A 17,731-nucleotide genomic window follows, 5' to 3' on the forward strand; every position below is an offset into this window, starting at 1 on the left:
CGCCAGTTCCGGGTGTGCCCCGGCAACTGGAGGTCCGCCGCCATGAGACCATCACGAACCGCGCGGGCACCGGATACTGGGCTTCGCGGCATTCGCGCCGAGTTCAGAGGTATCAAGAGGACTCTGGCGTCGTGTTTCCAGGGTTTGCCGCCAGGGATCGCTCGACGGCGGTGCCTACTTCGAACCAAGTCGATCTGCCCGCGCCATCGGGGAGAAACTCGACGCCGGATCCCTCCACGTCGAGGTCGATCGGGTTGATGGCCGCGCCCTCGTAGAACACTTCCCCCCTGAGCGGGCGCACTTTATCCATCAGCGTCACCGACAGCCGAACCTTACCGGTAGTGTCGCGCAACACATCCGAAACCAGAGTCAGGGCGGCGAACCACGCCCTCGCGCGCCCTTCGTCGTCACCCCATCCGCATTCGGACAGTCGCTCACCTAGCCAGTTGGCCGCGACCGCAGCTCCTGTCATCCGCTCCGAGTGCTCGAGCAACGGTAGGCCGACGGTGAGTTCGACCCGCCAACTGCCGTCACCCCCAGCAAACCAATCCATGGCCGCGCCCGGCGTCAATGTCCTCGCACGAGGCCGCACAAGCGAGTCGCCACCATTGAACTCCTCCTCGACCTCGATGACCTGCTCGGAAAAGCGCGCTTGGAACGCGGAGTCGAGCAGTCTCCGTACGGTATGCGCAGTAGCGCTCCCATTCTCCAGATTTTTGTACAGCAGCAGGACCTGGATACGGCCCGTGTCGAAAATCCGGTATCGCACATGAAGTTCCACCATCCGTCCGTCGAGCTCGAATCGCAGCACGTACGGTACGTCGAGTGCCTTACGCAGGCTCTCGTGCAGCACATCCGATTCCTCGACCGCGTGCAACACCAGCGATACACGTACACGCCCTGCCCCGGTCAGTTCACTCGTCGCCGACGCTACAGCCTGTCCATCCGCGCCGAACCCGGTTACCAGACCCGCGACCAACTCCCGCCGTTGGCGGACCAAACCGGCCCTGATGGCTTCATCCACTGGATGCACGATGAGCGCCCCGGCAACCTGCGGTGGGATATCCAGCGGCGCGGCTGCGGGCTTCGGCACGTCCGGACCGGTCGCGTGCGCATCAGGTCCGAGATCCGGGTGGTGGGCGAATTCCACACCGACAAGTGACCCACGCGCCGTCACCACACCCGATGCCGACCTGAAGTAGGGGGTGCTGGTCACCTCGCGCAACTCCCACAGGTCGCGGTCGAACGGGTTGACCACTGCCGGTTCCGCGGTCGGGAACGCGGGCCGGTAGCTGGTACGGAGCCACTGGGACGCGGCCGCGAAGAGGGCGTGCGGATCACGGTCGGTCGCGGAGGAAACGACATCATCCAGCATCCGCGCGCCGACAATGCGCATTCCCACCACGATCTCGTACAGCGAATGATGGTAGGGGAGCATGAATCCCGCTATCGCGGCGTGAACATCGCGTATCGGCGCGGTAATCGAGCCAAGCAAGTCGACGCAGCCTGCAATCCTGGCAGCGCTTCCCGCAGGTCCTGCCGAGAGCGGGAATCCGCGTGCCGCCAATTGCTGGAACAGCTCGCTGCCTTGCCTGAAGTGGGTCAGGACCACACCGGGCCGCCACGGCAACTCCACCTCGAAATCGGCCGGGTCCAGTCGCAACGCCGTTGCCGGGTCGACCATGCCTGCGTCGTGGAACGCCAGAACACCGTCCACGACGGCGTTTCCGATTTCGTCCCGGACCCGCTCGCCGCGCTCGTCGTAGACGTACAGTGGCAGGACATACTGGACCGTGGGGTCCTCGGCCCGCAGCTGCGCCTCCAGCACCGCTTCGTCGACCCGACCCAGGGTGGTGAACGGTAGCGCCCGCCCCGGGCGCAGCCGAGTCTTGCGCAACTTTCTCAGTTCGCCGATGGCCTCCAATTCCCGTAGCGACAACGGCATTCCGAGCCTGTGCCAATCCTCCAGCGTGAAGTGCCTGCGGCGCTGCTGCTCGAACAGACGGTCCTCGTTCATCTCGACACGACGCTGGTACTCGACGAACGCTCGGGCAGCGCGCGGCTCTGCACGATGGGCGAAGTGGAGATGCTCGACCAGGCGGAGGTCATCCGCGGTGATCGGAGCACCGGGCTTGTTCTTGCGCACGGATGCGCGCACCGCCGTCAAGGCTTCGACATTCAGGCCGATCTCGGCCGCCCGAAGCTGCCATGCCGGTTGATTCAGCAGCGTCGCGATGCCCTCGACCAGCGTCGTGCCCGTGCCTGGATGCGCGGCGCGGGGCTCGCCGTTGCGAACCATCACGTTCAGGATCGCGCACATCAGTTCACGCAGATTCCCGGTGCGCCGCAATTCATCCAGCGACACCGACCGCAGAACCGCACCACCCCACAGTTTGTTCTCCGGTGTGTAGGCGGCGAGCCTGATCTGCTCCGGTGTCGCCCACGGGTGCAGGGCCGTCGTCACCTCGAGCAGCCGATCCAGCACCGCAACCGCCGCTCGCCTACTCTCCGGCCGGTTGTAGAACCGCCGACCGAGTTCGAGCTCCCGCGTCAACCGCCACTGCCGCCAGCCGCGGTTCGACTCCCGCCCGTCCGACCCGGTCGCAGACGCGTCCGCACTCCCCGGTTGCTGGAGAGGCTCCCGCACCGGACCGCCGACATTCGGCTCGCCCTCTCTGGGCGAACTTTCCGCAGAGTCGAGGGCGTTGCTCTCGTGCTCGGCGATGAGGTTTCGGGCGTTGACGACAACCCAGTCTTCGATGCCTCTTTCACCGATCTCGCCGAACTCACCGATCTCGGCGAAGCGATCGACCGCGACCTTGAACGCCTCGTTGGTGAATTCGCGCGCTAGCCGAAGTCGACGGACACGACTGCACACCCGGCGAAATACTCTGCGTCCGAGCCGTTCCTGCATCAGGGTGACGGCTTGGCCCGAACGATCAAGCGCCACAAGTCGTTCGACGAGCGAGCGGAGAAACGCACCGGTCAAGGGGTGATATACCGCGAGCACGTGGCGCGGGATCTCTTGCTCGACGATGTGCCCCAGCCGGGGGGACTCCCTCAGCCCCTTTATTTCCCGCAGGATCTCCACCACGACGTGGTCTGGAGTCGGATCCTCATGGGTATCGGACCGCAGCCCGTAGCGGATGTAGTTCTCCACCGAAATCTGGGCTGAGACGATCGAGACGTGCTGGACGGCTGGAGCCTGCTTCGCGAACGTCGCGACCACACGGCGCGAGTGGTGTGGCGCGCAGACGGCGACGACGGATTCGACGTCATGTCCCAACTCCGCCAGCAGATCTGCCGAATTCGCCACGTTTTGCCTGGTGTTCTGAGCGTCGGGCTCCTCGATGATTCGGTGCGAGCCCAAGCCCATCTTCTCCGCGGCCAATCCGAACCTGGCGGCCTCACCGCGCCAACCGGAAAACACCACGGGGATACCATCGAGACCACGTTCGCGAATAAAGTTCGCGACAACGGCAGACCCACCGTCGTCCGGACCGCCGAGCATGATGACGGCATCATAGTTCCGTTCGGTATCGAATGCCCATTTCGGATCGTGCCGCAGGAAGTCCCAGATCGTCGTCAGCCCGGACATCATCTGCTCGGTATCCACCCCCCGTGCGCTCAGTTTTCGCAACCAGACCGCATAAGGATCAGCGTCGTTCGCACCCACGGACTCGAGATCGGGGGCGCCGTCGATGGGGTTGCGCCCGGACACCCCGCCGCCCGGCAGTTGCGGTAATGGTGCGCCACGGATGTCGTCTGGTACCGACCTGCCGTTCCGGTCGTCGCCAGGTTGTCCGAGTGCGTCCCGTGCGGGACGGCCGTCGTTCCCGAAGCGGAATTCGGTCCCCGCCGCGGATGGCCGTCCACGACGCGGCTTTTGCAGAGCCAGCGGGTTTTCGACGTCGATCGGTCGGGGGCCGTTCGGGTCGTCCGGTGTCACCGAGTCCGGCGGCTCGCCCGCGGTTACGGCGATCGGCTGCGGGTCCATGCGGGGTGTGGGGGCGATTCCGGTTGGTGTCGGTTCGATCAGAACATCGCGCAGGAGACCAAGTTCGGCATTGGTCACGCCGAGGCTTCGCAAAAAGGCCGGGGCGCCGCCTTGCTTGTCAAGGAATTCGAGGAGCCTGCGGATTGCGACAGGTTCGGTCGCTCGCCCCCCATTGCCCGGCAGCCCTTTCAGGCGGTGAAGGTTCGCGTTCGTGAGAGCGTAGTCGTGCACGATCGCCTCGGTCCGAACGCCGACGGCGGCAAGTAGCAACGCGATGAGAATTCCGGTGCGGTCCCGTCCATGGATGCAGTGGATCATGACGGCACGCCGCTCGGAATCAATAAGGTGTCGTACCGTCCGAACAATTGACTGCGCACTGACTTTCGATGTCGAACTCCGCAAGTAGAGTTTTGTGAAGTCCTGTTTTCCGCGGGGTAGTTTACCGTCGGTGGTGATGGGCAAATTGACACACTGGATCCCGGCTCCAGGAAGTAGCCCATGGCCCCCTTCCAATGACTGCTCGGGCGTTCGCAGGTCCAGCACCATGTCAACCCCGAGATTACGTAATTTACGCACATCCGACTCGGTAGCGTATTGCGGAGTACTGGACCGGAAAAGCACCCCGAAGCGTGTACGCCCGCCATCGCCGGTCGGCAGTCCACCTATGTCGCGCGCATTAGGAACCCGCTCCAGCGACAGCTGCCGCCTGCCGGACCACGTCCCCCATTCCGTCTCCCACTGGTCGGCACGCTCGAGGACGGCGTGCAGTATTTCCAGCGCCTCGAAGCGATCCAGCGCTTGTTGCCCACGCTTGCCCAGGTTGTCCGGGGCCAGATCCTCGGGCTCGACGCCGAGTCGTCGTGCCAGCAGTTTCCATTCATCCTCCACCGCACGACGACGGCGCACCATGTCGTCCCGATGCTGCCCGTAGCGCTCCAGCTCGGCCCGATTGCGCTCGGGATCGGTTTGTGCCTTTCGGAATTCTTTTTCGGGGTAGGAAAATAGCTTGCGCCAACGCTCATCGTAGTTCGACCGACGCACCTCGAACTTGCCGTCTTCCCGGAGACGCATTTCCGGTTGAGCAACGTCGAACAGGCGCAGTTTTACGCCGACATCGCCCCATTTCACCCCGTCGGTGTCGACCGGTGATATCAATGAATCCGGATCAGGCCACGGGTACGGGAATTCACTATCATCGATAACTGCGACATATCGGAGTTCGATTTCCTCGGCCCGCTCCAGCACTGCGGTAAATTCCGGGTCACACAGCGCGGATTCGAGCGTGCAGTTGTAATCGTAATGTCGGTCGGATTCATTATCGGCACGCGGCATCAGTACAGTCACGACAATTCTATCGGACTGCCCATCCTCTCGGAGTTTCTTCTCACTGAAGCCGACAAATGGTGTCACAGCCTCCGCGCCGACGGCCTCGAATATCTCAGGCCATGCGCGGCGGCAGGCTATGAGATCACTTACCCGAGCGATCTGGGAATCGAGATCCGCCACACGATTGACGAGCGACACAACATGCTGCGGCAGCCGATGCGGCAGCGGGTCCGAATCGTCCGAGCCCACATGTCCCGACCGGATCCCGAGACTACCGGCCAACCGACACCACTCGTCGCGAGGAGCGCCACGTTGCGCTACCGATTCGGCGCGGGCGGACGAGAAGAGGAGCGGATCGGCGATCCGGCGATCCAACTCATCGACACGCTGTGTCAGTTCGAAGAGCGCTCGAAGATCGTTCAATTGCCCGGTCACGCCCACGTGATCGGCCAGTACTTGCAGAACAACACGCCACGGCGCACTGGCAGCGGCCGCATACTGCGCTACGGTCCCCTCTCGATTGCGGAGCCGGTCGATAAACGACTCGAGAGATTCCTCGGAGAACGCCGCGCCCGTTTCATCGACCTGGATTTCGATAACCGGAATGCCCTGGCGCTCCAGCGCTGCCCGCAACCGCGGGTCCAGCACGCGACCGTCATCGCCGATCCCCGTAAAGACCTCTATATATGGGACCGCGCCCGTGAAGAACCGTGCTTGCGGGCCCAGCGGCTCCCCGCCCCTGGCAGCGGCCGCCTCCGCGAGAATCGTTTTCCACGTCTGAGTACGTCGCCGTGCGACAGTGGCCCGCACCTGCCGAACCAGACGGCGATACAACACCCGCTCGCCGGGGGTGGTACGCTCCTCGGGCAAGTTTTCCAGGATCGTGACGATATCGGCGTTTTCGTCCAGTAATCCTTGTCGCATCGCCTCCAAGATTTCTGGGATGACGGCGGCACCGGCCTCGGCGTATGCCTCGGTCAATCCCTTTTGCAATGCTTCCGAGCGAGCAAGCTCTTTGTCCGGAGAAAAGCTGTACCCGGTGAACTGTTCACCCAACCATTTCTCGAATGTGCGGACACGAACCGCAAGCGGTTGTGTGTTGAATTCTTTCCGCAGCTCATTGATGACCCCTTCCCGATCCAGTCGCAGTAAAAAGAAGGTTATTACGTTCCAGCTTTGAAAATGGAAAGCGTGCGTCAATTCGTGCACGAAGGTCAAATACCAGGCGCGATCAGCCGGGCCGCGGTGATACTTCGTGTCTATGTCGTCCTGATTGGCCCGCTCGAAATATCGAGGATTCCGCGCCCAGCGCGCGCCGAGCGTGATCGATCCGGTCCCCACGGTCGTGGCATATACTCCGGCTGGACGACCGTCCACCCGAATCACATTCGCGTCGATCTCACGATGCAATCGATAGACATCACGGAGTGCGGCGTCCACCTGCTGGACCGCCCGCGGATCCATCCCGAAAGTGTCCAGACCGATGGTCTGGATGCCGAATTCTGCCAAGAGCGCCGCACCGACCGCCCGGCTGGCCTCGGCGGAGGCTACCGCTTCCGCGACCGCAATACGCGGGCTGTACGCGTCGCGGCGGTGCCATATTCTGGCCTGTTCGACCAGCAACAGGTACAACACCCGCTGGCCATCCGTGAATTCACCGACCTCGACCGCGGCGAACGACGACGACAGTGCCCAGCTCGGCTCGAAGGCCTGCTCCGAATCCGTGACCTCCGGCTGGAAACAATCCTCATCGAAGTTCTCACGCAGCCAATCACCGAAGTTCAGCCGCTGTTCCTGGCCGCTCTGGTCATAAAAACGCCGCAGCCGCTCCAGCGCAACAGGCGCGGCACGCCATTGACCGGCGATATTCAGGCTCTCGGCGAGGGCACGAACCGTCTTGTCGTACACCACCCCCTCGGCCAGGGCCGGATCCCTCGCAAGTCGCCCGCTCAATCCGACCGACTGCGTGTAGACCGATCCGGTGTATGCCGGCCCGGTAGCCTCGGATCGCACGTACCCCGCCACTACGTGGACATCCTGATTCTGCGCACCGATGGCGAACCCGCCGCGCACTTCGATCTCGCTGTGCGCCCAACACATGTCGACGAGCGCCTGCGGGAACTCGCGGGCTGCCCTCTTCGTGATTCCCCGCAGCCCGAATCCGACGGCGTCGCAGCCCAGCCTCGCACTCAACACGGCCTCGATCACGCGAGGGTCGTCGATATTCTCGAACTCCTCGTATACGCCGTTCGAATCGTCGCCGAGCGTCGCCGTTAGCGACGCGGCCTCGGACCCCTCCGACAATTCTCGCAACGCAATCCACGGTTCGGCTCCCGAGTCTGCGGCAATCGCGTTCACCAAGTCGGCGACGGTCTCGCGCTGCAGCCGAAGGAATTCGGGTCCGCTGCGCCGCAGCCCCAACCGCTGGGCCAGCGCACGCAACGACGTCGGTTCCCAGAACCATCCCCGGACATACTCTCGCTGCTGTTCGGTCAGACCCGCGACAGCGGACCACACCCGACCGCGGTCCGCATCACGCAGCGCCCGACATCTCGGATCGTCGTCGGGCACATCGGGCCGGGCCGAACGCATTTCGGCGAGAATGCTCGCCCGGAACCGGCCGAACAGCGCCTGTTCCTCCGGTAGATCGGGTGGTTCGGCGTACTCGACATTATTCGGAGTGGGACCGCGCCGCGCCAGGTCGATTGTATCGGGGGCAAGCTGCTCAGGCCCGCTGTCAGTCACCGCCGGAACCGGTAGCGGCGCGGTCCCGTCCGTGACTACCCCGTCACCGGGCACCACCCCCGAGCGCCCGAAACGCCCCTCGACCGCCTGGCCCGCCCGCCGTGCCGTGTCCGCTGCGGCGCCACCAAGTCGTTCGGCCAAGTTGGGAACGAGGCCGTGCAACCGTAGATGGACAGCTTGTCCGGTGACATCGTCCGTCTCGGCGATAGCGGACACCGCTTCGCCGAGCCACCACCGGACAAAAGTATTCCGGCCCACAGGAGGCAACTTCTCGACAAGCAAGCACAACTCGTCGAGGCGCTCGTCGCGCGCCGCCCGAAGTACGGCGACCGCGGGCGCGAGCGCACCCTTGGACATCGCCAGGCGCACACCACCACTCGCGAGCAGCCGCGCCAACGCCGGCCCGCCCGCAGACGCATTCGCATTGTCATCGGCCCGGTCCTCGCCGAGTTCCATTCCGAGCTCGACTGCCAACTGGGGAACGACGCGGCGCAGATGCCGTTTGACATTGCTCGGGGTGACATTGCGCGCCTCGGCGATATCGGACACCGCTTCGCCGAGCCACCACCGGATGAAATTTTCCCGGCCCGGGCGATACAGTCGCTCGACAAGAAAGCGCAATGTGTCGAGGCGCTCGTCGCCCGCCGCCGCCCGCAGCACCGCTATCGCGGGCGCGAGCTTCCTCGTGGGCAGTGCAAGGTTCACACCACCAGTCGCAAGCAGTCGCGCCAGCGCATCCCCACCCGCCGGAAGCCAGTCGTCATCGTCCTCGCGGCGTCCCGCGCCGAGCGCGACTGCCAACTCGCGCAGGACATCCGGCACCACATCCCTGACCGCTTCCGCGCCGACACCCATCGCTTCGGCAACTGCCTCGGTAGACATGCCGTACATGAACCGCCGCATCAGCAGCAGACGCCGACCACGGGGCAGCGCGGCCACAGCATCCCGAAAGCCCCGATGGCTCGCCCCTGCCAGCGCCTCCCGATCCGCCCCCTGCGCCCAGGCCTCGACCGCGGCGCGGAACCGCGTATGCCGCACGAACTTGCCGTGATCCGAGAGGACACCATCGGTGAGCGACATGACCCACAAGCGGACATCCTCGACCTCGTCGAGCTCGTCGATACGAGTCTGCGCGCGACGAAACACCTCAGCAACCAGCTGCGCGGCGGCCTTCGGATACCGCGCTGCCATCCGCTCCGCCACTTCCGCCTCGAAGCGCTCGCGCAGCTGATCGAGCGAAACGGGCGAACCCACTATTGCGGCTTGCGCTTTCGGCTGCTGGCCTCTGTGGTCTTTCGCGATGGAGTGCGTTTCGTCGTGCTCGGAGTCCACCGCCGCGATCGGTCGGTGCGTTACCTCATGCCGCGCCGCGACAACGGTTCCGACGCCGTCGAGGCTCTTCAGGAGCCCGTCGCGACGCAGGCGGGAATAGGCCCGCGCCGCCGTGGACCGCGATACCCCGATCGACTCGGCCACGTCCTTGACACCGGGCAGCAGCCGGTTCGGCGCAAGCCTGCCCTCGAGAATCGCCGCTTCGATGGCTCGCGTCAGGGCTGTGACATCCGCACAACCCGCCACTATCGGCGACAGGTCGGCCACGTCCACCACACCGTGCACCTGGAGGTCGGAATCCCGCTCGGCAACAGTGCTATCCGCCAGCATGGTGAAGTCCGCCACCACTGTTCCAGAACCTTGGTGGGACATCAGCAGCCGGCTGCGTCTCAATTCCGCATATACCTGACCTACGGTCGCAGCCGACATCCCGCACGCCGCACCCAGCGCCGCTGCCGACGGCATCCGCCGTCCCGCTTCCAGCCGACCGTCGAGAATCGCCGCGGACACAACCTCCACCAGGGTTCGGTGGGCCGGGAAGCCAGCGGCCACGTTCGCCGCCACCGTCTCGACGTCGAGGATCGCCCGCAGTTCCGCGTCCACCGGAACCCGTCCCCGACCACGCGCCCGGAACGCATCGCCGGGCGAACTCCCGTCGCCGGTCACCGCATGAAACGTCGCCAGTTCATCAGGTCGCCACCGGACGCGCCGAGGCCGCCGCGGCGCATCCGACCAAACACCCGGCCCGTCCACGAAACCGACCGGCCCCGGGCCCAACGGCGGTCCGCCCCCGCCCGATGCTGTGTCCGTGGTCGATTCGTCCCCCGATTCGGAGAGCGGGACGACCGCGTCCCCTTCGGCCGCGCGCTGGCCCTCGGTACGACCATGTCCCAGCGCCGGTGCCGACGGTGGCCGTGCGGCCCCCGGCTCCGGCTTCGCCGGATCGGCGAGGGCCGGATGGGACGCGCCGACGACGTCCATGCGGCCGTAGTCCTCGGTATAGCTGACACCACTCGCCGGGCGGCCCGGATCCACCTCGGTAGCCGGGGATGTCACCGGCAGTTCGGAGGCGCCGGCGGCTGCCGTGTCCCGCGTTTCGTCCAGGTCTGTTCGGGTCTCGCCTGGCACCTGCCACACCCATTGCGCCGGGGCCGGTCGCTGCCATGCCCGTGCGAGATCCGGCGCGTACTCCAACAGCTCCTGCTCCTGTTGGTTCCACGTCATCAGCTCGAAGATCTGCTGCAGGTCTCGCAGCCGCGCACCCAAAAGGTGCATCGGCGCGACGCCTTTCAACGCCGCGATCAGCGCGGCTACCCGCTCCGGTCGGACCAGTTGCGCCACGTAGCGCGCCGCCGCCCCGTCCGCCCCCGGCAACGACGGCAGGCCGTGCCACATGAACTGTCTCGCGTCGCCACCCGGGTCCTGCGGCAGAGCCACATTGGCCGCCCGCGTCAGCCGATCCAGAATCGGGTTCGCCCGCATCAGGTTCGGATACCGGCTGCGCAGCAACACGACGCTGTCCACGCTGGTGTCTACCCCGTGGTGCGCGATCGCTTGCCTCAGGGACAACCATTTCAGGGCGTATCTCATCTGGAGATAGGAGGCGACCAACCGCTGCCGTATGTCCACCAGCGACACCCCGTCGGCCCCGGTTTCGAGGAAAGTGCGCCGCGCCCGGCTTTCCGGAGACAACCACAACGACCGGTCGCTCTCCATGCTCCACTCGACGGGTGCGCCGTCGGCCGCGTCTTTACTTTTGGGCTTGTCGAACCGCAGCTCCATCCGCTCGTAATCCCCATCGACAGTCACGATGGCTCGACGTGCGCCATGGTGACCGATCACCTCGACGGTGACCGTGACGTCGTCGAACCGCATCATGTGCTCGGCCGCAAGCTGGGCGCGATCGGCCGCCCGCACGATCACGTCCCGGCCCCAATCGGGCATCATCTGCTCGATCAGCCAAGTGACACGGTCGACCCGATCCTGGTAACCACGCCACAGGTGCAACTGGACCTTCTGTCGCGGCTCGGAATCATCGACGACTTCCACCTTCAGCGCCAGGAGCTCGGCGCCGCCGACGCCCACCTCGACAACCTCGACCATTGGCGTGGGCTTCCCAGACCCCCTGTCTCCGTCCGGATCTCGCACTCTTGCAGCCTCGGAACGCAATACCGCACGGACGAGCTTCTCCGCCGTCGGAATTCCGCCCTCGGGCGACCGGCCTGGCTGCGCGAGTCGGCCGACATCTAGCATCTCGGCGGGATCGACGTCGTGCGACTCCGGGCCGGTTTCGGCCGTTCCGCCGGCCCCGCGCGACGTCGGGGTCGCGCCGTCGCCAGTACTGTCGGTGGCATCGCTTCTCTGACGCGGGGCTCGATAGGCGCTTTGCGCGTCGGCGGTGGCGACGATCCAGGCGGCGCCGAGGTAGTAGGCGACCGCGTTGGACAGTTCGTCGACTCGCTGCACACCGGCCGTGCGTAGACGGTGGTAGACCGGATCCGGGTCCGATCGTGCCTGCAGCCGGTCGGCGTTGTCGAGCAGTTCCACGGCCAGCGCTCTCGCCTGCTCGGCCGGCACCATGACACGCAACAGCTCGCCGATCTCGACGCGCCGGCGCTCGACGTCCGCGCGCATCTGCGCTCGATGCCGGGCGAACACGCCGGTCGTGGCCTCCTGCTCGTCTTCTAGAGCGAGGTTGTATCGCAGGCGGTCGCGCAGTTTGTCGCGGTCGCGGACCAGCAGCATCATCGACGCCGCGTGCCACACCGGCCACGGCGCGTCGGTCGCGAGCACATCGGCCGGACGCGCCCGCACCAAGGCGTCGATCTCACGACGCGACAGCGACTCCCACGGCGCACCGGCGACCAGCGCAGCGGCGGCCTCCTTCGCCAAGTGAACCTCCGTCCCACGGACGGGACGCGGATCCGGCAGCGCCGCCGTGGGCCGGTCGGCCCACGGGCCACGCATGTGTCCCGAGGGCCGCAAGGCGTCGGACTGGACAGAACGGGGAGTAATCGGGGACTGGGATCTTCCCTCGGACATTATCTGGGTTGCCGAGCGCGGCGATTCGATCAGTGTGGGCCCTAGTCCCACCGTGAGCGGATTGTCCTGGCGTTTCGCCTTTCGAAGGACGGATTGCAACCCGCCCGCGGGGGGAAACACCAGATTTTCCAGAACCATGATCGCCAGATCGGATTGGGATTTCGGTGCGATCGACCACTCGTCGAACAGCCAAAGCAACAATCGAAGCAATTTCGCCCGGTAGGGATCCAGCTGTGCGGCCAACGCACGCAGGGCGGTGGTGGTCGTCGGTCCGAACCGCGCGGGCACGGCCACCGCCGGAGCCCATTCGGCGAGGCAGATCTCCCCCAAACGGGCGACGGTCGCCGGGAATACGCCGTCCCGGCCCGGCAACTCCCAGTACCCCGCCATCTCCGCGGCATCAGGCAGCGCACGTTCTCCGGAGACGATCCGCTCGGCCAGCGGCCTGACGGCGCTGGGCAACAACGGCCATGCTCGATAGATCAGCAGGGTGGGCACCGTTCGCAACTCTCGGTCCGAAATCGCCGCCGCCTGCACCAACACCGGAGCGACCTTCGCCATCACACCCCGGTGCAATTCCCATCCCGGCCCACCCCCACCCCGGTTCGGTCCCGATGCCGGCCACGACGGCAGTCCCATGACCTCGACGGCCTCCAGCGCGGACAGGCCCGCAATCCGCAGCCGCAGATAGTCCGCTGCTGCCGGCTCGTCCGCCGCGAGACTCCGCACGGCCGACCTCAGCGCGGACACCACCGCCACCGCGGGGCGGCCCGGGATCACGCCGGTCGACCCCGACTCTCGGAACCAGGCGGGCAGCCACTCCTCCGGAACCGACACGGTCGCCGTCGCCGACTCGCCCGCCAACAGCTGATCGGCGGGGCCGAGCAGATAGCTCTCGGCTCGTCGCAGCAACTCCGTATTCCCACACAGGCGTTGCCGCACTCTGTCCACGACGGTCTCCAGCACGAGACGCTCAGAATCGGGAACCATCTCCCCGGCGCGCACTCGCTCGAGTACCTCGAGCTCTTCCACGGTGTAATCGGTTGGGGCTCTCTCATCGCCGAGACCGGTGTGCCACGGCGCGATCGGCTCGACAGCGACAATCGCAGCCGTCACGTCAGCCACCGCGCCCCGGACCAGTTCGACTTCGAATCCGTTCTCCCACACCGAGTCCGGCTGCCTATGCAACAGATCCACCACCTCGCGGCGGCCTGGGAGCAAGCCGTTCACCGCGCGCGCCAGCACTGTCGCACTCGCGTCCACCAGGATCGGCTCGACCACCACGCGGTCGGCGGCCGACAGTCGCGCCACCAGCCCACGACGCACCCGGCCCGCCCAACCCACCGGATCGTTCACCACCATCATGGCCAAACGGGTCAGCCACCCGGCCGGGTCAGCACCCTGTTCACGCAACGGCATCCGATGGCGGGCCAACTCCTCGATGTCATCGACCAGGGCGGTCACCAACGCCCTATCGGAATACGCCCCTTCCACCACCGCGCGCACCGCATCGGAATACACCTCCCAGACCTCGAAAAAGGTCGGGTCCAACTCCAAATCTCCACGGGTCTCGGCTCCGAGAGTGACGGGATCGGCGGGAGTCTCCGACGACGGCCGGCTGAACCGCACTTCTACGCAGACATATTCACCGGGAGTACCCGTCAGCGTCCGGATTTCTGGCTCGGGGTACCCCGCTCGGACAGCCATCTTCCCGGTAAACGTGAGCAATGCCGCGTCGATCGGCGAGAGCCTTCGTTTGATCGCGTCATTGAACGTGTCGAGATTGGAGGTGAACCCCGGACGATTCACCCACCGTGCGTGGATAACTCGCACATCATCACCGACGGCATCCATCAGGTGCCCGAACATCACCGCACCTGAGGGAGTGCCTTGTGCCACCCGGGCGGTGACGTGCAGAACGCCGTGTCTATCGACGCGACCAGTGATCCCACCTGCCATTTCCCCATCATTTGGCGGGACAACCACGTCATAGTGTCTGGCGAACCTGACGATCGGCGCAATGCGCGCGAACCGACGCAGATTCACCATGACCCGCCAATACCACTCACCCCGGCCGAGTTCCGCCAATTCCGGGCCCAACGCGGCGAACTGCTCACGACAGTCGACCACATCCGCCCGCAGCAAGTCTGATTTGACGGCCATACGCATCAGCCGGTCTACCTCGTTGTCGTCGATACCCAAGTCGACCGCGATAGCAGAAACCGGCATGGGCGAATCCGCCAGGAACCGCCGACGCACGCATTCCCGTCGCAGGGGTTTTAGTTTCGCGAGCAGATTCTCCAATAGCGCCTGAGCGCGAGCCTCCGCGGACCCGAGTGTGCCGACATCCTCCGTCCGCCATTCCCGGGGCGCTGCCTCCTCCAGTTCGAACCAGACCTTCTCATATCCGCCTGCGAAACCCCTACCGGACCGCTGCGACAGAGCGTCCAACAGCTCGAGTGCCCACTCAGGCCGAACCGGCTCGCCCGCCCGGGTCACCGATTCGGACTCCCCCACGCCGCCGAACGCATCGACGCGCAGCACCCGAGCCCCCCGCTCACCGGTCACCTCGGCGAACAGCACCCCCGCAACGCCGCCGTCCACAATTCGCGAACCCAGTTCCGAGACCAGCAGCTCGGCGTTGTAGACCTGGTCAAACCGCCAATCGCCCAGCAGCTCCCGCACGTGTCGACGCGCCCGCGCCACCTCCTCCGGTCGCGTCAACACCGGCAGCGGCAAGGACGGTGCCAGTTGCCCAGGTGTCTCGGGCCGGTTCGGCCGCTCCTCGTGAGCGGGCTCCGGGACGGAGATGTCCGGACCGCCGTCGTGCGGCCGATAATCGGGGTTGGCCTCCCAGTACCGCGGCAGATCGTCGGCAAGGGCCGCGAAATCGCCCCGAACGCGTTGCCATACTTCCGCGGGAATCTCGAAGCAGCCCATGACGCGTTCGGCGCGAATGCCTCCCGGCCAGTGCACGGAGACGACGCCACCGTTCGCATCCACCACTCCGAACCCGCCGGGCGCGTCGATGACGTGAATCCGGTGTACGACGATCACCTCCGCCGCCACCGATATGCCGTTATCACCAGCATGTTTCGCCCGCACCGTCGTACAGACGACCATTCCATCGCGCTTCTGCTGTTGCGGGGGGAACCCTTGCCGCCGCACGACGGCGAGCGGGCGCCAGTCGCCGCGGAGCACTGGACCCCCTCCGCTGCGCCAACCCGATCGCTGATAGTCGACCTCGAGTTCTTCCCACCGCCTACGAACCGAGTCGAGATCGATATTTCGGTCGGCAGCCGAAGCGAGCAGAACCTCATCCGGCAACTGCGCAGCCCCCCGGCGCCACCGCACCGGCACCGACGGACTGTCGAGAATCCATCGCACCACCTGGATACCATCGCGTGGATCGGGGGGCGCCTGTGGTGGTTGAGCCGACGGCTCCGCCACATCCCCGGCCGTGCCGTTCGGGGTAGCGGCGCCGATCCTGACATCGGCGAAGACCGCGACGACATCCGGCAGCGGCTGTCCCGCAACAAACGCCGGATCCGCACCGTCCCGAGTGACCACCATCGCCAACATCGCCACATGCGCGGGCGGGCGGTAATCCTCGAATGTGGTTTCCACACCCGTAGCCGGGTCGAACACCACCACGTCGCCAACGGTGTTCTGCCGCACCACCACCGCATGCGCCCACTTCGCCACCTGCCCGGGCTCCGGCTCGTGCACGAACACCGCGACGACCGCGTCCCCAGCCGCCGCGCGATCCCGGGCCACCATCAGGTCGGTGATACCCGTGTTCCACCCCGCACCGAGCACGCCGGCCGCGTCCCTGACCAACACACCGTCCATCCGGTCGGCCTCGAACTCGACCAAATCCGCCGGCGGCGCAACTCCTACCGCCGCCCACGCATCCCGACCCGCGTCGGGCAGACATTGCACGTCATACTGGGCCGCTGGATGGTCCGATCGGAGACGGTCATAAGCCGCCACAGCTTCGTTGCGCGGACGATCCGTCGCCGGTTCCCCGTCGAACGAAGCCTGGCCTGCCCCAGCGATGTTCCTCGGTGCGGTGACCTCGACGGCGCCGATTTCTCTCGCGAGTCGTTCGACCACCCAGCGGGTGCCGTAGTACAGCTGGGTATTGAAGCTGCTCAATGAAATTTTCAGTTCGGCCGCCAGCGCTGCGGCCGGTTTCGCGGGCTGGGTCCGGAGGCGCAGCGTGACAGATCGCCACTGCTTGGCGTCGTGTTCGCGCAGTTCCTCGAGCACCGCCTGCAGCTGTGCGGGGTAATAGATCCGGGCATCGTCGACCAACACGATGTTCTTGCCCCGTGCGCCCGGGAAAAGGAATCGGGCCAACCAAGCTAGGCCGTCGTTGGCATGCGGCACGAAGTCATGCACAGGTATCCCCAGTTCGGCGGCCGCCGCAGCGACTGTCCTGGGTGGATCCGCCAGCGCCACCAGTTCGACACACCGCAGCTGGGTCGGACTGCGTTCAGCCAATCGCCGCAGACCCACTACCACTTCCCAAGGTTTCTCGTCGCGGGCCTGATGCACAACCGCCACCGCACGATCGAGTAGCGCGACGGCCGGCCGGCCATCATCCTCGGACGGCGCCAACATTCTGGTCACGTGCCGAATCGCACCGTCCAACTGCAGGTCGATAACCCGATCACCGCGCAGCCAACGCCCGACGACCCGCTGCTGATCGTCACTCAGGTTCGCGAGCGCGGATCGCAGCGCCGATTCGGGCGCGTTCGCGAGCGCTCGAATTAGTTGCGCGGATGCCGCCGTCCCCCTTCGACGCAACGCGGCGAGCAAAGTCGCACGGAACAGCGAGAATTCGGCACTGCCCGCATGACGGATCAGGGCGCCATGGTGCTGCGGAGTGATTCCCGCCGGCGCGGAACCGTCGCCGGCGAACGCGTCCTCGCTGCCCGGAGGCCGGTTGAACCAGACAGATCCGGTGGCGAGCCCAAGATGTCGCATCCCCTGCAGATTCGCGGCTCCCGGACTATTGAGGTCGCGCACGGCGCGCTCTGGACGATCCAACGCCGTAGCCCAGTCGACCGGGGCGCCCCGCACCGCGCCCGCCGAAGGGACCGGCCCCGGAACGCGGGGTGCGGGGAGAACAACCACCGGGCGCTGGGGCGGGCGAGCGCCGGCCGAATCGACTCCGAGGTGCGTGGCGGGCGTCGGTTCTGGTTGTTTGCGTGGTGTCCGTCCGGCGACGAAGCCTGGGTTGTGCACAAAAATCGACATGGCGTCGGGTCCCTGCCCCGACAC

Annotated in this window: 1 protein-coding gene; it reads right to left on the reverse strand. The window is 65.9% G+C overall.

Annotated features, from left to right (window positions below):
• Nucleotides 1-112 precede the first annotated feature (112 nt).
• Nucleotides 113-17,707 carry a tyrosine-protein phosphatase gene (locus AB0C34_RS28655; protein WP_357079565.1) on the reverse strand — a complete coding sequence of 5,865 codons (17,595 nt, stop codon included), beginning with the start codon at nucleotides 17,705-17,707 and terminating at the stop codon, nucleotides 113-115.
• Nucleotides 17,708-17,731 lie beyond the last annotated feature (24 nt).

This window comes from Nocardia sp. NPDC049220, assembly GCF_040647855.1.
Lineage (GTDB): Bacteria > Actinomycetota > Actinomycetes > Mycobacteriales > Mycobacteriaceae > Nocardia.

Bases quoted from the DNA above. Each gene is read 5' to 3' on its own strand.
- AB0C34_RS28655 (WP_357079565.1), bottom strand. From the start codon at position 17,707: ATGTCGATTTTTGTGCACAACCCAGGCTTCGTCGCCGGACGGACACCA.